The organism is Roseibacterium elongatum DSM 19469, assembly GCF_000590925.1.
GTDB lineage: Bacteria > Pseudomonadota > Alphaproteobacteria > Rhodobacterales > Rhodobacteraceae > Roseibacterium > Roseibacterium elongatum.
Genome location: NZ_CP004372.1, coordinates 2,873,461 through 2,890,962 on the forward strand (window position 1 = coordinate 2,873,461; position 17,502 = coordinate 2,890,962).

15 protein-coding genes, 1 tRNA gene and 4 pseudogenes are annotated in these 17,502 nt (G+C 64.6%); 10 read left to right on the forward strand and 10 right to left on the reverse strand.

Translation table 11 applies throughout. From position 1 onward, the window contains the following. Positions 1-12 precede the first annotated feature (12 nt). Genes ROSELON_RS18530 through ROSELON_RS14030 form a run of 4 tightly spaced genes read left to right on the forward strand, consistent with a single transcriptional unit; the run spans position 13 to position 3,402 of the window. Positions 13-336, forward strand: coding sequence for a FeoA family protein (locus ROSELON_RS18530; RefSeq protein ID WP_217520175.1), 324 nt, complete (start codon positions 13-15; stop codon positions 334-336). Next, complete coding sequence (gene feoB / locus ROSELON_RS14020) at positions 329-2,839, forward strand: ferrous iron transport protein B (RefSeq protein WP_025312969.1); 2,511 nt, start codon at positions 329-331, stop codon at positions 2,837-2,839. The genes ROSELON_RS18530 and feoB overlap by 8 nt, the downstream gene beginning before the upstream one ends. Then, the gene (locus ROSELON_RS14025; RefSeq protein WP_025312970.1) at positions 2,836-3,081 is read left to right on the forward strand and encodes a FeoB-associated Cys-rich membrane protein; all 246 of its coding nucleotides are present in this window, start codon (positions 2,836-2,838) and stop codon (positions 3,079-3,081) included. The genes feoB and ROSELON_RS14025 overlap by 4 nt, the downstream gene beginning before the upstream one ends. A gap of 9 nt (positions 3,082-3,090) precedes the next feature. Further along, positions 3,091-3,402 (forward strand): hypothetical protein, encoded by a 312-nt coding sequence (locus ROSELON_RS14030; RefSeq protein ID WP_025312971.1) that lies wholly within the window; start codon positions 3,091-3,093, stop codon positions 3,400-3,402. Between the two features lie 269 nt (positions 3,403-3,671). On the opposite strand, the gene ROSELON_RS14035 is transcribed toward ROSELON_RS14030, so the two are convergent. Further along, a complete protein-coding gene (locus ROSELON_RS14035) occupies positions 3,672-3,839 on the reverse strand; it encodes a hypothetical protein (protein WP_156945953.1) in 168 nt (55 codons plus the stop codon). A gap of 228 nt (positions 3,840-4,067) precedes the next feature. On the opposite strand from ROSELON_RS14035, the gene ROSELON_RS14040 reads away from it, so the two are divergent. The 3 genes and pseudogenes from ROSELON_RS14040 to ROSELON_RS17880 form a co-directional block, all read left to right on the forward strand. Then, a complete protein-coding gene (locus ROSELON_RS14040; protein WP_025312973.1) occupies positions 4,068-5,477 on the forward strand; it encodes a glycoside hydrolase family 68 protein in 1,410 nt (469 codons plus the stop codon). Further along, entirely contained in the window at positions 5,474-7,540 is a 2,067-nt protein-coding gene (locus tag ROSELON_RS14045; protein WP_025312974.1) for a LamG-like jellyroll fold domain-containing protein, read from the forward strand. The genes ROSELON_RS14040 and ROSELON_RS14045 overlap by 4 nt, the downstream gene beginning before the upstream one ends. A gap of 158 nt (positions 7,541-7,698) precedes the next feature. Further along, a pseudogene (locus ROSELON_RS17880) lies at positions 7,699-7,888 on the forward strand (transposase); the annotation flags it as partial. Positions 7,889-8,068: 180 nt separating this feature from the next. Here the strand turns inward: ROSELON_RS17880 and ROSELON_RS14050 are convergent. Continuing rightward, positions 8,069-8,145: transfer RNA gene (locus tag ROSELON_RS14050), tRNA-Arg, on the reverse strand. 244 nt (positions 8,146-8,389) lie between these two features. On the opposite strand from ROSELON_RS14050, the pseudogene ROSELON_RS18955 reads away from it, so the two are divergent. Together ROSELON_RS18955 and ROSELON_RS14055 are read left to right on the forward strand one after the other, a co-directional pair. Beyond that, positions 8,390-8,581 (forward strand): annotated as a pseudogene (locus ROSELON_RS18955) (fused MFS/spermidine synthase); the annotation flags it as partial. 83 nt (positions 8,582-8,664) lie between these two features. After that, the gene (locus ROSELON_RS14055; RefSeq protein ID WP_038650454.1) at positions 8,665-9,777 is read left to right on the forward strand and encodes a fused MFS/spermidine synthase; all 1,113 of its coding nucleotides are present in this window, start codon (positions 8,665-8,667) and stop codon (positions 9,775-9,777) included. Here the strand turns inward: ROSELON_RS14055 and ROSELON_RS14060 are convergent. From ROSELON_RS14060 to sufC, 5 genes and pseudogenes are all read right to left on the reverse strand, one after another. Then, on the reverse strand, positions 9,774-10,790 hold the full coding sequence (locus ROSELON_RS14060; protein ID WP_025312975.1) for a methyltransferase: 1,017 nt from the start codon (positions 10,788-10,790) through the stop codon (positions 9,774-9,776). The genes ROSELON_RS14055 and ROSELON_RS14060 overlap by 4 nt on opposite strands. A 109-nt stretch (positions 10,791-10,899) precedes the next feature. Next, a pseudogene (locus ROSELON_RS14065) lies at positions 10,900-12,124 on the reverse strand (cysteine desulfurase). Then, entirely contained in the window at positions 12,121-13,233 is a 1,113-nt protein-coding gene (locus ROSELON_RS19110) for a Yip1 family protein (protein WP_025312976.1), read from the reverse strand. Before ROSELON_RS19110 ends, ROSELON_RS14065 begins: the two are co-directional and overlap by 4 nt. A gap of 4 nt (positions 13,234-13,237) precedes the next feature. Further along, on the reverse strand, positions 13,238-14,542 hold the full coding sequence (gene sufD / locus ROSELON_RS14075) for a Fe-S cluster assembly protein SufD (RefSeq protein WP_025312977.1): 1,305 nt from the start codon (positions 14,540-14,542) through the stop codon (positions 13,238-13,240). Then, positions 14,542-15,245: pseudogene (gene sufC / locus ROSELON_RS14080) on the reverse strand (Fe-S cluster assembly ATPase SufC). The gene sufD and the pseudogene sufC overlap by 1 nt, the downstream one beginning before the upstream one ends. Between sufC and ROSELON_RS18825 the strand changes: the two are divergent. Then, entirely contained in the window at positions 15,201-15,344 is a 144-nt protein-coding gene (locus ROSELON_RS18825) for a hypothetical protein (protein ID WP_245605466.1), read from the forward strand. The pseudogene sufC and the gene ROSELON_RS18825 sit on opposite strands and share 45 nt — an antisense overlap. 30 nt (positions 15,345-15,374) lie before the next feature. Here ROSELON_RS18825 and ROSELON_RS14085 read toward each other — a convergent pair whose 3' ends face one another. Genes ROSELON_RS14085 through sufB form a run of 3 tightly spaced genes read right to left on the reverse strand, consistent with a single transcriptional unit; the run spans position 15,375 to position 17,464 of the window. Next, positions 15,375-15,581, reverse strand: a complete 207-nt coding sequence (locus tag ROSELON_RS14085; protein ID WP_025312978.1) for a hypothetical protein — start codon at positions 15,579-15,581, stop codon at positions 15,375-15,377. Between the two features lie 18 nt (positions 15,582-15,599). Further along, positions 15,600-15,911 carry a heavy metal-binding domain-containing protein gene (locus tag ROSELON_RS14090; RefSeq protein WP_025312979.1) on the reverse strand — a complete coding sequence of 104 codons (312 nt, stop codon included), beginning with the start codon at positions 15,909-15,911 and terminating at the stop codon, positions 15,600-15,602. Positions 15,912-15,943: 32 nt separating this feature from the next. Then, a complete protein-coding gene (gene sufB, locus ROSELON_RS14095) occupies positions 15,944-17,464 on the reverse strand; it encodes a Fe-S cluster assembly protein SufB (protein WP_025312980.1) in 1,521 nt (506 codons plus the stop codon). Between the last annotated feature and the right edge of the window lie 38 nt (positions 17,465-17,502).

Consider the following 17,502-nt stretch of genomic DNA (forward strand, 5'->3'; position numbering starts at 1 on the left):
AGGACAAGCGCGATGATCAAGGGATATGGCTGGCGGCACAGACGCAGGCACCGGCATCGTCAGGGGGGCCATGGCCCCTGCGGCTCGGGCGGGGTGTGTGCGGGTGGCGCGCGAAGCCTCGATCAGATGGCCCCGCCCGCCATCTGCACCGTGCGCCGGCTGCATGGTTGCGGCCCCGCACGGCAGCGTCTGCTCGACCTCGGCTTTCAGCCGGGGCGCGAGATCAAGGTCTTGCGCAATGCGCCCCTTTACGACCCAGTCGAGGTTCAGGTCGGCGACACCTTCATCGCCCTGCGCCGCACCGAGGCGCGCCATGTCGAGGTGAGCGATGACTGACACCCGCCCATACGGCGTTGCCCTGGCCGGGCAGCAGAATTGCGGGAAGTCGACGATTTTCAACATCCTGACAGGTCTGCAGCAGCACATCGCCAACTATCCGGGCGTAACGGTCGACAAGAAATCGGGCGCCTACATGTTCGAGGAGCGCCGCTATCAGGTGACCGACCTGCCCGGCGCCTACAGCCTGTCGGCCTTCTCCCCCGAAGAGCGCGTCTCGCGTCAGGTCCTGCTCGAGGATCCGCCCGATGTCGTCGTCAACGTGATCGACGCCACGAACCTGCGCCGCTCGCTGCCGCTGACCTTTCAGCTGATGGAGATGGGGTTTCGGGTCGTCGTGGCGCTGAACATGATGGATGCCGCCGCGCGCCGCGGGCTCGAAATCGACCTGCCCGCCCTGTCGCGGCGGCTGAACGCGCCGGTGGTGCCGATGGTGGGACGCGCGGGCAAGGGCGGGCAGGATTTGCGCGACGCCATCGCCGAGGCCGCGCAAGGCCCGCAGGCCGTGCCCGCGACCCTGAATTACGGCCCGCTGGAAGACGATGTCGCGGCGCTGCACGCGCGGCTTGCCGCGATCCCCGGCCTCGATGGCCGCATGGCGCGCTGGCATGCCGTGAAACTGCTCGAGGATGACGCCGAGGCCATCGGCCGCGCCGGCCGCCTGGGTCAGACCGACCTGCTGCAGGACGCCGAAGGGATGCGCGCCCGGTTCGAGCGGGTCGAGGGCCTGAGCGCCGGGGACCATATCAGCGCCACTCGCGACCGCCATGCCGCCGAAATCCTGCGCGATTGCGTGACCGACACGCGACACGGCATGATCTCGGTTTCCGAGCGGATCGACCGGGTGCTGCTCAACCGCGTCTTCGCGCCGCTCTTCCTGATGGCGACGATCTGGGTGATCTACCAGCTGTCGATCGTGCAGGGCTATGAGCTGACCAAGGTGACGTGGCCCGTGCTGGCAGGTTTGCGCAACATGGCCGCCAGTGTCCTGCCCGATGCCGGGTTCCTCGTCGATCCGCAGATCCGCTCGCTGGGGCTGTGGATCGTCGATTCGATCAATACTCTGCTCAACTATGTGCCGATCTTCCTGATCCTCTTCGCGCTGATCGCGATATTGGAGGATTCGGGCTACATGGCGCGCATCGCCTTCATCCTCGACCGGATCCTGCATCGCTTTGGCCTGCATGGGCAATCGACGCTGCCTTTCATCCTGGGCGGCGTCTTTGCCGGGGGGTGCGCGGTCCCCGGCGTGATGGCGACCAAGGGCATTCCCGATGCCCGCGCCCGGCTGGCCACGATCCTGACCGTGCCCTTCATGAACTGCATGGCCAAGATCCCGCTCTATACGCTGTTGATCAACATCTACTTTCCCGACGCCAAGGGGCTGATGCTGTTCTACCTGTCGACCATCACGGTGCTGGCCGCGCTGTTGGTGGCCAAGCTTCTGACCTCCTCGGTGCTGGCGGCGCAGCCCACGGCGCCTTTCGTGATGGAACTGCCCAGCTATCACATGCCGACCGTCACCGGCGTGGCGCGCCGCGCGGTGGACCGGACCTGGATGTATATCAAGAAGGTCGGCACCGTGGTGGTGGCCATCGCGGTGGTGATCTTCGTGCTGCTGCAATTTCCGGGCGTTCCGTCCGAGCGCATGGCCGAGTACCAGAGCCGCGGCGAGGCGGCCATCGCCGAGTTCTACGCCACGCTCGAGGGCTCCCCCCATCTGGCCGCGGTCGATACGCCGGATGAGTTGATCGCCCTCATCAACGTCCACAGCACCTACAAGGCGCGCCGCCTGAACGCCGCCAGCCGCGCGGCGGCCGAGGCGCTGGACCAGGGGGTGCGCGACGATCACCCGAATGTCGCGCCCTTCGTGCTGCGGTCCCGCGCGGATGCGGACCGCACCGCCTTTGCCGCCATGCGCGACCTGGCCAATGCGCGCAACACGCTGCGCCGCGAGATGCAATCCGAGCGCATCGAAAGCAGTTTCCTCGGCCATGTCGGGCGCGGACTGGAACCGGTGACGCAATTCGCCGATTTCGACTGGCGCATCAATATCGCGCTTCTGGCCTCGTTTGCCGCGCGCGAAAGCTCAGTCGCGACCCTGGGCGTGCTGTTCGACCAGGAAGAGGGCGAGAACCGCGCGCTCGAGGATCGCATGGGCGACCAACAGCGCGCCGAGGGGCGCACGGCCCTGTCGGCGGTGGCACTGATGCTGTTCTTCGCGCTCTATCCGCCCTGTCTGGCCACGGTGATCATGGTGCGGGTGCAGACGCAGTCGACGGGTTGGATGACCTTCTCGATCATCTTTCCCACCATTCTCGGCCTTGTCGTGGCCTCTGCCGTCTTCCAGGGTGCCAGCGCGCTTGACCTGTCAGGGCTCGAGGCGATGACGGCGGTCTGGCTGGGCACCTTCGCGCTGCTGCTGCTGGTGGCGCTGCCAAAGCCATGGCTGCCCGATCTCAGACGCCGAGGCACCCCCGACATCGAGGACGTGGCCCCATGACCAACCCGACTATCGACCTCGCCGCCGAGACCAGCGGGCACCTGCCGGACACAGCGCTGATCCTGTTTCTCTCGGCCCTGGCCCTGGCCTATCTGGTCCGCGGCGTCGTGAAAAAGCGCAAACGCTTCAAATCGGGCGGTGGCTGCGGCGATTGCACAGGCTGCGCCACGACGCAGACCGGCCCCTGTCCGGTGGCCACATCCTTCACCCAACCCAAAACCGATACCGACACCCACAAGTAGGAGTTCACAATGTCTTTGCGTCCCCTCTTCGCCCTTCCCTTCCTCGTCCTCTCGGCCGGGTCGGTCGCCGCCCACACGCCGATCTGCGCCTGCTACGACAATGGCGACGGCACCGTGCTGTGCGAAGGCGGCTTCTCGGATGGCTCCTCGACCTCGGGTGTGCGGATGGTTGTCTATGACGCCGGCGGCAATGTCGCGATCGACGCCGCGCTGGACGAAAACAGCGAGTTCGTCTTTGACAAGCCCGGCGACACGTTCCGCGTGCTCTTCGACGCCGGCGAGGGCCACCAGATCGAAATCCTCAGCGACGATGTCTACTGAGGCATGCCGCGCCCCTTGACGGGCAAGGCCGGATCGGTGCCGGGCCCATCCCGGCGCCTTTCGTCGCGCCCTCAATGCCCACATGACCCCACGCTCTACCCCAGCCGCGAAGAGATTGCCCACAACAGCACCATGCCGAAGGTGAGACGGATCGCGACCGGACGCGCGAACCGGCGGCAATCCTCAACAGGTGTACGCAGGGCAATGCCCATGACCGACACCGCCAAAGTCAGCCAAGCGGCCTGTGTGAGGATGGCGTCGGGATGACTTCACGCCGAAGGTTCCATCCGCCCGACGGCGACAGGGCCAAAAGCCACCCCCGCCCCGAGCGCGATGAACGGTGACGACAGCGGCCCACGGTCGATCTTGGTCGAGATCAGCCCGATCAGGACGACGGGGGCCCCCGCGATGGCTAGGACGATTTTCAATCGGCTCATGGCGTTCGAAAAAAGCTTGGACCCTGTTTGTTTGGTGACTTTGGCCGGTCTCAGCGCGTTCCGCAGCACGCGGACTGGGCGCGGCGATGCGACTTCGAAAGGGGCGGTGTTTTCCTAGCTTGGCGGGCCGATTTCGAGGGTTGCGCCGGGCATCTGGCAGACCCTTAGCCGGAACCAGTCGGCATATACGGCGTTGGACTAGCAATCTATTACACGAGGATTGCTGTCATGCTGCCCAAGACATTTGTCGCCCCTGTTCTTCTCAGCCTCATTGCCGCGCCCGCGCTCGCGTCGCCCGGCGCGGACGAGCAACCGGCCGAAGCCGCACCTGCGGCCGCCACCTCCGGCAGTGTCGGCTCGGCGGCCAGCGGCGAAGTCGACTTTTCCAACAGCGACATCCCCGACGCCCTGCAAACGCCCGAGGCATTCACCTTCAACGGCACCTATGTCTCGGAATGGTCCGCAGCGGCCGCGTCCGGGATCGCGCTGAATGCCGGCAACACGTTTCCTTACCTGATCCCCGACACCGCCCCGTTCGAGGAAGGCGTCTACGTTTGGGACGCATGGCCCGTTCGCACCCCCGACGGCGCAGTCGCCATGATAGACGATTGGGTCGTCATGGTGGGCTTGTCCAGCGAAACGGATGCGGGGTCAGACTACCCTTTCTACACGCGGTCGACCTGGCGTTACTGGTACACGCGCGACGGTGAATGGACGCCCGGCGGCGTGATTTTCGAGCGCACAGAGGCGTTGGGATCACGTCAATGGGCCGGATCGACGATCTATGACCCTGACAGCAACCAGATCACCTTCTACTACACCGCCGTCGGCGCGCTTGATGCCGAAAGCCTCGAAGCCGACGAACCGCCCCGTGCGTTGGGCACCAGCCACCCCGGCGCGGGTCGCCCCAACACGGAACAGCGCATGGCACTGGTGACCGCTTCCCTCTCAGCCGGCGATACCGGGGTTTCTTTTTCCGATTTCGGCGAGCACCAGATGATCCTGGAGGCCGATGGTGAGATCTACGTCACCGAGGCCGCCTACGTTCCCGGCAGCGTCATCTACGGCATGCGCGACCCGCACTATTGGCTGGATGAAGAGACAGGACGCGAATACATCCTGTTCACCGCCAATGGCGCCGGCATGCCGGATCCGTTCAACGGCGTTGTCGGTCTGGCCGAAAAGATCGACGGCACCTGGACGCTGCAACGCCCGATCATCGCAGCCCCCGGCGTCTCCTCGCAACTGGAGCGCCCGCATGTGGTCGTGCGTGATGACGGGCTCTACGTCTTTTTCTCGACCCACAGCTTCACCTTCGCCGATGGTCTGAGCGGACCCGAAGGGCTCTACGGGTTCTACAACGCCGATGGCGACATCCGCGGCACCTTCACCGCGATGAATGGCTCGGGACTGGTCATGGGCAATCCAACCGCCGCGCCGAACCAGACCTATTCCTACCTCGTGCTGCCGGACGGGCAGGTGATGAGCTACGTGAACACGCCCTACGGGTTTGCCAGCGACCCCGACAGCGAACGGGAATTCATCGGTGCGCCCGCCCCGCTGGTGCGGATCGGGCTGAACGACGCACGGTCGACGCTGCTTGCAGCGCCCGACACCGCGCTGTCCGGGTCGGAATGATGCGCACCCTCGTCCTGTCCGCCGGCCTGCTGCTGGGCACCCTGCCCGCGCAGGCCGATGACTTGGTGATCGATTTCGACGGTGATACGGGCCTGAGTGAACGTCGCGTGATCTCGCCCTATCACCCGGTCGAATTCAAACCCGGCGTGACGGGGCAAGCCTTCGACTTCGATGGTTATTCGACGCAAGTCACGGGCCGGACGGATCCGCCCGCCCTGCCCTTTACCGTATCGGCCGTCATTGCGCCGCGATCCCATTCGCCCAATACCGCCGGTCTGGTGCATCTAGTCGGCGACACCACGTTGCGTCTGGACATGAACCGCTGGGGCTACCCGATGGTGCGTTTCCACAACCCCGACGATGAGCCGCTTCAACTTGTATCCGACACCCCGGTACGTCTTTTCGAATGGAACACGGTCGCCGTTACCGTCGATGCCGAGACCATCCGCCTGACCCTCAACGGCGAGACGGTCGCGCAGCAGGGTCACGCGTTGGGCGATGGAGTGTCGCCGGGCCCGGAGGTCGTTATCGGCCGCAATCCCGATGCACCCTTGATGGACGGCACGTTCCCCACCGGACATTTCAACGGTTTGATGGACGATATCCGCATCGGCGCGTCACGGCAGGTAGCCGAACCGCCCGCCGCTGCGCCCGATCTGTCCATCGCCCGCACCCGCCTCGACGACGATCCGAACCGGCCGCTCTTTCACCCTGTTCCACCCGCTGGCTGGACGAATGAGCCGCACGCTTTTTTCCGCAGCGATGGGGAATGGCACCTCTTCTACCAGGCAAATCCGAACGGGCCTTGGTGGGACCTCATGCAATGGGGGCATCTGGTTAGCGACGACCTGCTGACATGGGAACCGCGCCCCCAAGCGCTGTGGCCGACACCGGGCGCTGACAGCCAGGGCGTCTGGGTCGGCGACACCTTCGAAGGGCCCAATGGGGTCATCACGGCACTTTATACCGGTGTGAATGGCCAATGGGCCTCGGTCGGGCTGGCGCAGGACGAGGGGGAGGGTCTGAACAAAAGCCCGCAGAACCCCGTGATCACGTCGACGCCGGCCGGATACCAAGACATGCGCGATCCGTTCATCCTGCGGCAGGAAGACGGCTGGCTGATGCTGATCGGGTCGGGCACGGCCGATCGGCAACGCCCCGAGATCCTGTCTTTCCGGTCGGAGGATCTGATCGATTGGCGTTTCGACGGCCCCCTCGACATCGGCGAGGTGGAGCGTTTCGGTGAATACTGGGAACTGCCCAAGCTTTTCCCGATCGGCGATCAATGGGCCCTTTTCGTGACGACCGTGCAACCGGGAGCGCCGGCGCGTACACAATACTGGCTGGGCGACTGGGACGGCACACGCTTCACCCCTCAAGACCCGCAACCGCAATTGCTGGACCTGTTTCGCACCCAACTGGCGCATACCTTTGCACGCTACAACGAAAGCTCGCACGTTGCCGTTGGCGTAGTGCCCGAGGAGAACCGCACTGGCGAGGAACGGCTGGAAGCAGGCTGGATTCACGGCTTCGGCCTGCCCCGGATCGTGTCGCTCTGCGAGGGCGACGACCGATTGTGCCAAGATCCGATGCCCGATATCGGGACGCTTTTCGATGCGCCGGCGCAATCGGCGGCCACCGTGGGCCCGGAGTGGCAAAGCGTCGCCAGCGACCTCGACCATGGCCGTGTGCGGTTGGATCTCGATCTGGACAATCTCTCACCGATCCGCATCGCCCTGCGGGCCACCGCGGACCTGGAGGAGGCCACGATCCTGACCTGGTATCCAGAAGACCAGCGCCTGTCGCTCGACTTTTCCAGATCTTCGCTCACGCCGCACAGTCGGTCCGATACGCTCTGGGCAACGCTGCCCGCCGAAACACAGATGTTCGACATCTTCATCGACGGGTCTTTCGTGACCCTGTTCACCGACACCGGGGGCAGCGCGGCGTTTCGGGTCTTTCCATCCCGCGAGCAGGCCAATCACGTCCACTTGGCGCTGACCGAGCCCGACAGCAGGACTGAACGAGACGTAGACGTCACTGTCTGGTCAATTTCGGAATGACGATTTCGGGTCTTTCCCAAACGGAATTTGTTTTGGAAAGTGACCGTCAAATTGAAATTCAAGGACGCCGCCAATAGTTGGCGCTGATGACTGCAGGCTGAGGACCCATTGATTTCCGCATTAGGACGTGATTCACGGTTCGAAACCAAGCGGTGAACATGTCTGGTCTTTTCTGGCTCACGGACACGCAGATGGCGCGCCTCTAACCCTTTTTCCCGAAGTCCCACGGCAAACCACGTGTCGATGACCGGCGCGTGTTGAGCGGCATTATCTTCATCAATCGCAATGGCTTACGATGGTGGGGATGCGCCGCTAGCCTATGGCCCTCACAAGACGCTCTATAGCCGCCTGCTTGTCTGAGAGGCTTCCGCGCATCATACGCCCACGCCCTGCTGTCAGTGACGCTGCCTCGCGAATTGGCGAGGGAGCCTTCGGATTGAACCGTTTTCAGGATGGCCCGCCGGATGGCACGTAGAAAATCGGCAGTCTGCCAAGGTTCCTTATTTTGTTGGCCGTAAAGGGGTAAGATGGCGCACCCGATAGGATTCGAACCTATGGCCTCTGCCTTCGGAGGGCAGCGCTCTATCCAGCTGAGCTACGGGTGCCACGCTTTGCCGTATAGGCGATTGCGGAAATCGCTGCAATGGCCCATGCCGCGGAAATCGCCCGGTACGCTGGCGCTTGCCTTGGCCCGTCGCCTGGTCTTGGATGCACAGGCGAACGGGAGGAGGACAGGTCATGACGCGCGCAACGCCGCTCTGGCTGCTGGTGATCTTGCAAGGGGGCATTTCGGCGGCCTCTCTGGTGGTGGAAATCGTGGCCGGACGCATGCTGGCGCCGCATGTCGGCATGTCACTTTACACCTGGACCTCGGTGATCGCCGTCGTGCTGGCGGGGTTTTCGGCGGGTCACTGGTGGGGCGGGCGCCTGGCGGAAAAGCCCGCCAATGCGGCGCTGGCCTGGACGGGGGGCGCGTTGTTGGCCGCCGCGGGCACCACCGCCGGGGCCATCCTGATCCTGCCCGCCGTGGCCGGGCCGGTGCTCGGCGCGCTGCAAGACCCCGTGAGCGGCATCACCGCCCTGACCATGATCGCCTTTTTTCCTGCCGTCCTTTTTTCGCCGGGGTGCCGGCCCCGGTCCTGGCCCAGATCGCCGTCACCACCGCCGAACGCTCGGGCCCGGCGCTGGGGGCGATGTTCGCCTCGGGGGCCGTGGGGGCCATCGCGGGGACCCTGCTGGCGGGGTTCGTCTTCATCTCGTGGCTGGGCTCGGCGCTGACGCTGGTGGTGGTTACCTTTGTCTACGTGCTGTCGGGGCTGCTGTTTTTCTGGCTGGCGCGGTCCCGCAGGCTGCCGCTGGCTGTTGTCGCGGGACTGGGCGCGGTGGGGGTGAGCGGCCTTGCCCTGGCCGCGCCCGCGCCCTGCGACGTGGAAAGCCGGTATTTCTGCCTGCGGGTCGAGGACCTGTCGGCCAATCCCGACCGGCCCGTGCATCTCATGGTGATCGACCACCTCGCCCACGGGATCAGCGCGCGCGACCTGCCCGAGGTGCAATTCACCGAGCACACGGCCATGCTGGACGAATTGTCGATGCGGCGCGCCGGGCGGGCCGACTTCACCAGCTTTCACATCGGCGGCGGCAATTATGCCGTGCCCCGCGCCTTTGCCGCGGCGGGCACCGGCGACATTACGGTGGCCGAGATCGACCCGGCCGTCACCGACTTGGCGCGGCAGGCGTTCTGGTTCGATCCCGACACCGCCACAATCCTGCACGAGGATGGCCGCCGCGCCCTGCTGACCCGGCCCGACGACCGCTACGACATCATCATCGGCGATGCTTTTACCGATGTCGTCGTCCCCGTGCATCTCGTCACGCAGGAGTTCTTTCAATTGGCCGCCGACCGGTTGCGCGCGGGCGGCAGTTTTCTGATGAACGTGATCGATTACGAGGATCGGCTTTATGCCCTGTCCTCGATCGTGGCCACGATGCGGACGGTCTTTCCCGTGGTCGAGGTCTGGACCCACCAGGTGCAGCCCGTGCCGGGCAGCCGCATGGTCTTCGTGGTCGTGGGCGGTGCGGCCCCGACCGAGGTCGCCAGCTTCACGGTGCCGGCCCCCGACCGCATGCGCTTTGGCGCTTTGGCTGACGGTCTGGTCGCGCAACTGGCCAGTGTCCGCGGGCAGATCCTGACCGATGACTATGCGCCCATCGACCGGTTGATCGGACGATCCGACTAGGCAGGTTTGCGGGCCTCGGCCAGCATCGTCATCTCGGGGATCATCTCGGATACGGTCACATCTTCGAACCCGCCGCGATCCAGCGCCGAGACGAGCCACCCCTCGTCCAACGAGCGGGCGCGCGGGGTAAAGGCGGTGTGCTGCAATTGCCAGAGCGCGGCCAGTTTCGGCCCCGTCCGGTCGGCATGCACGACGAAGTCATGGATCAGCAACAGGCCGCCGGGATTGAGCCGCTCCATCGCGGCGCGGATCAACCCGTCATGGGTGACGCCCGGAACGCCGGAAAACAGATAGGACATCAGGATCACGTCCTGCCCGCCCGGCCAATCGGTTTCCAGCGCGTTGCCCTCGATATAGCTGATGCGATCCGACAGGCCGGCCTTTTGGACGTAGCTCCGACCCAGCGCCGCGACAGTCGGGAAATCGACGATGGTGGCGCTCAGACCGGGATTGGCCTCGCACAGGGTGATGGCGAACGCTCCGGTGCCGCCACCCACATCCAGCAGGCGCGTCGCCTGCGACAGGTCCAGCCGCTTGATCAACTGCCGTGCCGGCCCCAGCGACCCTGAATGCTGACTTTCGGAATAGAGGCGTGCCTCGTCCGGGTCGGCGAACCATTCGGCATACGAGGCCGTGGCCTCTTCGGGCAGGGCCCCTGTCAGGGCATCGTCGATCTGATCCAGCAGGCCATACATCTGCCGCCCGACCTGAAGGCGCAGGTAATCGCCGAAATCGTATTTCGCGCCTTTCACCAGAAACGCCTCGGCCGCCGGGGAATTGACGAACTGCCCCTGCCCTTGCGGCACGACAAGGCCCAGCCCCGCCAGCGCGGTCAATAGGGTTTCCGCCCGATCCGTATCAAGATCGCTGGCCTTGGCTACCGAGGCTGCATCCGACGCGCCGCCCGCGAGACTGGTGAAGACCCCGTGCTCCAACGCCGCGAAAAGCGCCTTGGACCCCATGAAGCCAAAGGCGATCTCGGAAATTTCGTCGGCATTGGTCAGCGCATTCATGGCCATCCCCTATGGTTGCTACGGTTGCAGCAGGGATAGCAGGCGGATCGCGATTGTTCCACAAGCGACGTTACGATGTCGCTTTCAGACCGTGCCGAATGCTGAAAATTCAGGCGAACAGCTCGTGACACAGCTCCAGCGCGTCAACCAGCGCATCCACCTCGGCCGTGGTGTTGTACATGCCGAAACTCGCGCGACAGGTGGCGTTCACGCCCATATGCTCCATCAGCGGGCCGGCGCAATGCTGCCCCGCCCGTACCGCGATGCCGCGCTTGTCCAGCACGGTCGAGATGTCATGCGGGTGCCCAGCCCCGTCGATGGTGAACGAGAAAATCGCCCCCTTGGACGCGGATTTCCCCTGCACTTGCAGCCAGTTCAGCCCATCCAGACGTTGGCGCGCGTACTGTGTCAGGTGGCGTTCATGGGCGGCGATGTTCTCCATCCCCACGCCCATCATGTACTCCAGCGCGACGCCCAGACCGATCTGTTGCACGATGCCCGGTGTGCCGGCCTCGAACTTCATCGGGGGGTCGTTATAGACGACCGCGTCCTTGCTGACCTCGCGGATCATGTCGCCGCCGCCGATGAAGGGGCGCATCTCATCCATCACCTCGGCCCGGATGTGGATGGCGCCCGATCCCGACGGCCCGTAAAGCTTGTGGCCGGTGATCGCGTAGAAATCCGCACCAAGCGCATCAAGGTCCACCGGCATGTGGACCGCGGCCTGAGAGCCGTCGATCAGCACGCGGATGCCACGGGCAGTGGGCCGCGTCGATCACCGGTTTCACGTCGAACACCGTGCCCAGCACATTCGACATATGCGACAGGGCCACCAACCGCGTGCGCGGGCCCATGGCGTCGATCACCGCCTGCGGGTCGAGATCGCCATTGGCGTCCACATCCACCCATTTCAGGATTACGCCCTGCCGCTCGCGCAGGAAGTGCCACGGCACGATATTGGCGTGATGTTCGGCCACGCTCAGGATGATCTCGTCACCCGCCTGCAGATGCGGCATGGCCCATCCATAGGCGACCAGGTTGATCCCCTCGGTCGTGCCCGAGGTGAAAACGATCTCGTCCTCGTCCCCGACGCCCAGAAAGCGCGCGATGGTGCCGCGCACGCCCTCGTATTTCTCGGTGGCGAGATTCGACAGATAATGCAGCCCGCGATGCACATTGGCATATTCCATCGCATAGGCCTGCGTGATGGCGTCGATGACGACCTGCGGCTTCTGCGCCGAGGCGCCGTTGTCGAGATAGACCAATGGCTTGCCGTTCACCTCGCGCGCGAGGATCGGGAAATCGGCCCGGATGGCGTCGATGTCGTAAGTCATGTCGGTGCTCCGGTCGGAACGGTCGCAAGGCCCAGCATGGTCAGGATCAGGCTGAGCGCGAAGAGGATGGCAAAGCCCGAAAAGACGGTCACGGCAAAGACCATCCCGAGCGAGGTGAAGCCGTGCAGAACGCTCACGAAATTCACCAGCAGCCAGAAGAACAGCATGATCGCCAGGATCGTGATCAGCCCCGCGATCGGCGGAATGACCAGCAGGGCGCCGATTTGCACCAGCTGCAGCAGATTGAAGATGAATTGCAGCCAGACGACCAGCAAGAGGGCCTCCTGAAACTGGCCGGTGCCGCCAAAGGCCCGCCCGATCTTGTGCATCGCATGGGCCATGAGAAACAGGAACCCCGCCTGCACCAGACCCAGCGAGATGGCCGAGTTCTGCAGCGGGCCCGTCAACGGCCCGTCGCCCGGCAGACCGGCCAGCAGCGCCACGACCTCGCCCAGCATCAACGAGATCACCACGACGATGGCGAACATCAGCCACAGCGCCTGTGCCGGCGGGGCAAAGGACAGCAGGGTGACGGCCCCCTCGCGCGGGTTGGCCACCGTATCACGTGCCAGCCGCACAAGGCGGCCCAGCCGTTGCAGATCCGTCATGTGGGCGTCTCCGACGCAGGGGCTGTTTCCGCTTCGCGCAGGGTCACACCCCCAGAAGGTAAGGAAAACCACGACCAGAATGCCACCCGTCACCGTTTCGGCCGGCCCCGGCCCGACAAAGCCCGCCACCAGCCCGTAAAGCAGCCAGGCCGGTGTCGCGCAAAGCAGGCTCCAGAAAAGGGCGAGACGCGCGGCGTACCAACTGCCCCGACCGCCGAGCGGGATGGCGATCAGGTGGCTGAGCGCGGCCAGCAGATAGGCAAAGATCGGCATCCAGAGAATCCAAGCAAACAGCGCCCCGCCGATCCGCGCATCCAGCGGCACGGACGGGTCCAGATAGGCCTGCCGCGAGAGGAGCGGCCATTGCGAGACAAAGATCAGCCCGCAGGCCAGCATCAGGAAGAACAGCGCCCTATCCTCCCGCTGGCCCATATCCAGCAGCTTGCGCATGACCTGCCGTGGACGGCGCCATGTGGCCACGATATCGCCCGTCAGGCTCATGCGATCACCCCTGCCGCCGCCGCTCCAGCCAGCTGTCCAGCCGCCCACGAATGTCGTCCTGCAGGCGCTCGTCGTCGATCTCGTCGATCGCCTCGGCCAGAAAGGCCAGCACCAGCAGATCGGCCGCTTGCGCCGCGGGCACGCCGCGCGACCGCAGATAGTAGAGCGCCGTTTCATCCAGCGCCCCGGTGGTCGATCCGTGCGAACACTGCACATCGTCGGCGTAGATTTCAAGCTCGGGCTTGCCCTGGAACGAGCTGTCCTCGTCCAGCAGCAGCGCCTGGCTGATCTGGTAGCCGTCGGTCTTCTGCGCGCCTTCCTTTACCAGGATCTTGCCCTGGAACACCCCTTCGGCACCGTTGCGAAGCACCTTCTTGAAAACCTGCCGGCTTTCGCAGCGCTCGGCGTCGTGGGTGATGAAGACCGTGTCGTCATGGTGAAACGCGCCCGAGGCGCCATCGCCCATCGCCGCGCCCGCGACATGGGCCAGCGAGTCGTCGCCGACCATCTCGACGACATGCTCGTTGCGGGTCATCACGCCATTGGCGGTCAGGGTGAAGGATTTGTAGACCGCCTCGCGCCCGACGCGGGCGAACATATGCGTGGCCGCGCGGCGTTCATGGTCGCGCCCCTGGGCCCGCACATGGTGAAAGGCCGCGCCATCGGCCACCTCGATCTCCATGCATTTGTTGAAACGCGCCGCCGCCGGGCCGGTCTCCAGCACGGTCACATCCGCGCCCTCGTCCACCTTGACGAGGTGATGCAGGATCGCGTCGGAGGTCTCGGCGGCATGCAGATAGACCAGATGGATCGGCCGCGCGACCTTGCCCGTCGCGCGGATCACGACCCCATCCGTGGCAAAGGCGGTGTTGAGTGCCGCAAGGGGGCGCGCCACCGGATCCTGCCCGCGGGTTTCCAGAACGCCGTATTGATCGCGGCTCCAATGGATATCCTTGGCCATCACCTCGGACAGGCGGGCAATCTCGACGCCCTCGAGATCGAGATCATCCGATTGCGCAGCGTCAAAGACGCCATCCACGAACACGATCTTCAGCGCCGCGACCCCGTCGAACAGCGGCGCCTCGTCGCCCGCATCGAACACGGCGGCGCGGTCGGGCTCGGCCTGCGTCAGGCTGTCGGGCCGGGTGAACCGCCAGTATTCGTCCCGCCGGGTCGGCAGGCCCGTGGTACGCACGCGCGCAACGGCCGCCGCACGCGCGTCGCGCGCCCAGTTCGCCTCGCCCTCTGGCATCGACAGGGTGGCCAGCCGCGCCTCGGTCAGATCCTGTTTGACTTGGGCCAGCGCCATTACGCCACCTCCCCAAGGATGTCGGCATAGCCGTTATGCTCGACCTCGAGCGCCAGTTCCGGGCCGCCGGTCTTCACGATGCGGCCGTCTGCCATGATGTGCACGACATCGGGTTTGATATGATCCAGCAGCCGCTGGTAATGCGTGATGACAAGAAACGCGCGGCCCTCGTCGCGCAGCGCGTTCACGCCATCGGCCACCAGTTTCATCGCATCCACGTCAAGGCCCGAGTCGGTCTCGTCCAGGATGCACATGGTCGGCTCGAGGATGGCCATCTGCAGGATTTCATTGCGCTTTTTCTCGCCCCCCGAGAACCCGACATTGACCGGACGCTTGAGCATGTCGGCATCGATCTTGAGGGTCTTGGCCTTTTCGCGCACCAGCTTGAGGAAATCGCCGGCGCTGATCTCGTCTTCGCCGCGTGCCTTGCGCTGCGCGTTAGCGCCGTGCGCAGAAAGGTCATGTTGCCCACGCCGGGGATCTCGACCGGGTACTGGAACGCCAGGAACAGTCCGGCGGCGGCGCGTTCCTCGGGCTCCATCTCGAGGATGTCCTCGCCGTCCAGCGTCGCCGATCCGTCTGTCACCTCGTAGCCGTCGCGGCCCGACATCACGTAGCTGAGCGTCGACTTGCCCGAGCCGTTCGGCCCCATGATGGCGTGCACCTTGCCGGCCTCGACCGTCAGATCGACACCCTTGAGGATCTGCTTGTCCTCTTCTTCGAGTTTAACGTGCAGGTTCTTGATATCGAGCATTTTTTTCTCCTCGCCTGCCGCGGCGTCCTGCGCGGTTGCGGTGTCTGAATATTCGGAGGTCGGCCCTGAGCCTCGGGCCTAGCGTAGTCGGCGTGCGGCCCGGTCGCGGGCAAGCGCCTCGGGGCTGGCGTCACGCTGGCGCGCCGGGTCACCTTGCGGCACGCGCACGACAGCGTGCACGCGTCCCGCGTCAAGGCTCATGTCCATGCTGCGGATCAGGGATTTGACGTGATCGGTGATGGCGCGCTGCGACACGTTAATCCTGCGGAATGCATTTTTCTTCATCGGTGTATCTCCATCGCCTCAAGCCAAAACCACGGCCGTACCGCTGGCCGACACCATCAGCATGTTGTTGATCACTTCGTAATCCAGATCGACGCCGACAACGGCGGTGCCGCCGATGTCGCGGGCGCGATCCTGCATTTCCTGCAAGGCCGTCTCGCGGGCGCGTCCCAGTTCCTGCTCGTAGGCGCCGGACCGGCCGCCGATGATGTCGGTGATCCCGGCAAAGAGATCGCGGAAGACATTGGCGCCGAGAATGGCCTCGCCCACGACGATGCCCTTGTACTCGACGATCTGGCGCCCATCGATGCCGGGCGTGGTGGTGGTGATCATGGTCTCACTCCGTTGACCGCGGGCGGCGGGCGTCAGCCCACCGATCCTTCCAGCGAAATCGCGACAAGCTGCTGCGCTTCCATGGCGAATTCCATCGGCAGCGCCTGCAACACCTCGCGGCAGAACCCGTTTACGACCAGGGCGACGGCCTCTTCCTCGTCCATGCCGCGCTGGCGGCAATAGAACATCTGGTCGTCATCGACCTTGGATGTCGTCGCCTCGTGCTCGACCCGGCTGGTGTTGTTCTTGACCTCGATATAGGGCACCGTGTGGGCCCCGCATTTGTCGCCGATCAGCAGGCTGTCACACTGGGTGTAGTTGCGGCTGTTGCTGGCCTTGGGGTGCATCGACACAAGCCCGCGATAGGTGTTCTGCGCCTTGCCCGCGCTGATCCCCTTGGACACGATGCGCGATTTGGTGTTCTTGCCCAGATGCACCATCTTGGTGCCGGTATCGGCCTGCTGCATGTTGTTGGCGATGGCGATCGAGTAAAACTCGCCCTGGCTGTCATCGCCGCGCAGGATGCAGGACGGGTATTTCCACGTCACCGCCGAGCCGGTTTCAACCTGCGTCCACATCACCTTGGACCGATCGCCGCGGCAATCGGCGCGCTTGGTGACAAAGTTGTAGATGCCGCCCTTGCCGTTCTCGTCGCCCGGATACCAGTTCTGGACGGTCGAATACTTGATCTCGGCATCTTCAAGCGCGACCAGCTCGACCACAGCCGCGTGCAGCTGATGCGTGTCGCGCATCGGCGCGGTGCACCCTTCGAGGTACGAGACATAGCTGCCCTTGTCGGCGATGATCAGCGTGCGCTCGAACTGGCCGGTGTTTTCGGCGTTGATGCGGAAATAGGTGGACAGCTCCATCGGGCAGCGCACGCCCGGCGGCACGTAGACGAACGAGCCATCCGAGAAGACGGCGCTGTTGAGCGTGGCAAAGAAATTGTCCGAGATCGGCACGACCGAGCCGAGGTATTTCTTGACCAGTTCGGGGTGGTCCTTGATCGCCTCGGAGATCGAGCAGAAGATCACGCCTGCCTCGGCCAGTTCCTTCTTGAAGGTGGTCCCCACCGAGACGCTGTCGAACACCGCGTCCACGGCCACCTTGCGGCCCTCGGACGGGGTTTCCTCGGCACCCTCGACACCGGCCAGGATCATCTGTTCCTTCAGCGGGATGCCCAGCTTTTCATAGGTGCGCAGCAGTTCGGGGTCGACCTCGTCCAGCGACTTGGGCTTTTCCGCGAACGACTTGGGCGAGGCGTAATAATACTGGTCCTGGTAGTCGATGGGCGGGTAGTTCACCATCGCCCAGTCGGGCTCGTCCATCTTTTTCCAGCGCTTGAACGCCTGCAGCCGCCAGTCGGTCATCCATTCCGGCTCGCCGTTTTTTTCCGAGATCAGACGCACGATGTCCTCGTTCACGCCCTTGGGAGCGTAATCCATCTCGATCTCGGTTTCCCAACCGTATTTGTACTTGCCACCAAGGGCCTGGACGGCCTCGACCGTTTCCCGCTCGACGCCTTCTTTGACTTCGGTCTCAAGTGCGGTCATGGATACCTCCGATGGGCCGGCGGCACCGGCCGGCCAGC

Bases quoted from the DNA above. Each gene is read 5' to 3' on its own strand.
- ROSELON_RS18530 (WP_217520175.1), top strand. From the start codon at position 13: ATGATCAAGGGATATGGCTGGCGGCACAGACGCAGGCACCGGCATCGT.
- feoB (WP_025312969.1), top strand. From the start codon at position 329: ATGACTGACACCCGCCCATACGGCGTTGCCCTGGCCGGGCAGCAGAAT.
- ROSELON_RS14025 (WP_025312970.1), top strand. From the start codon at position 2,836: ATGACCAACCCGACTATCGACCTCGCCGCCGAGACCAGCGGGCACCTG.
- ROSELON_RS14030 (WP_025312971.1), top strand. From the start codon at position 3,091: ATGTCTTTGCGTCCCCTCTTCGCCCTTCCCTTCCTCGTCCTCTCGGCC.
- ROSELON_RS14035 (WP_156945953.1), bottom strand. From the start codon at position 3,839: ATGAGCCGATTGAAAATCGTCCTAGCCATCGCGGGGGCCCCCGTCGTC.
- ROSELON_RS14040 (WP_025312973.1), top strand. From the start codon at position 4,068: ATGCTGCCCAAGACATTTGTCGCCCCTGTTCTTCTCAGCCTCATTGCC.
- ROSELON_RS14045 (WP_025312974.1), top strand. From the start codon at position 5,474: ATGATGCGCACCCTCGTCCTGTCCGCCGGCCTGCTGCTGGGCACCCTG.
- ROSELON_RS14060 (WP_025312975.1), bottom strand. From the start codon at position 10,790: ATGAATGCGCTGACCAATGCCGACGAAATTTCCGAGATCGCCTTTGGC.
- ROSELON_RS19110 (WP_025312976.1), bottom strand. From the start codon at position 13,233: ATGAGCCTGACGGGCGATATCGTGGCCACATGGCGCCGTCCACGGCAG.
- sufD (WP_025312977.1), bottom strand. From the start codon at position 14,542: ATGGCGCTGGCCCAAGTCAAACAGGATCTGACCGAGGCGCGGCTGGCC.
- ROSELON_RS14085 (WP_025312978.1), bottom strand. From the start codon at position 15,581: ATGAAGAAAAATGCATTCCGCAGGATTAACGTGTCGCAGCGCGCCATC.
- ROSELON_RS14090 (WP_025312979.1), bottom strand. From the start codon at position 15,911: ATGATCACCACCACCACGCCCGGCATCGATGGGCGCCAGATCGTCGAG.
- sufB (WP_025312980.1), bottom strand. From the start codon at position 17,464: ATGACCGCACTTGAGACCGAAGTCAAAGAAGGCGTCGAGCGGGAAACG.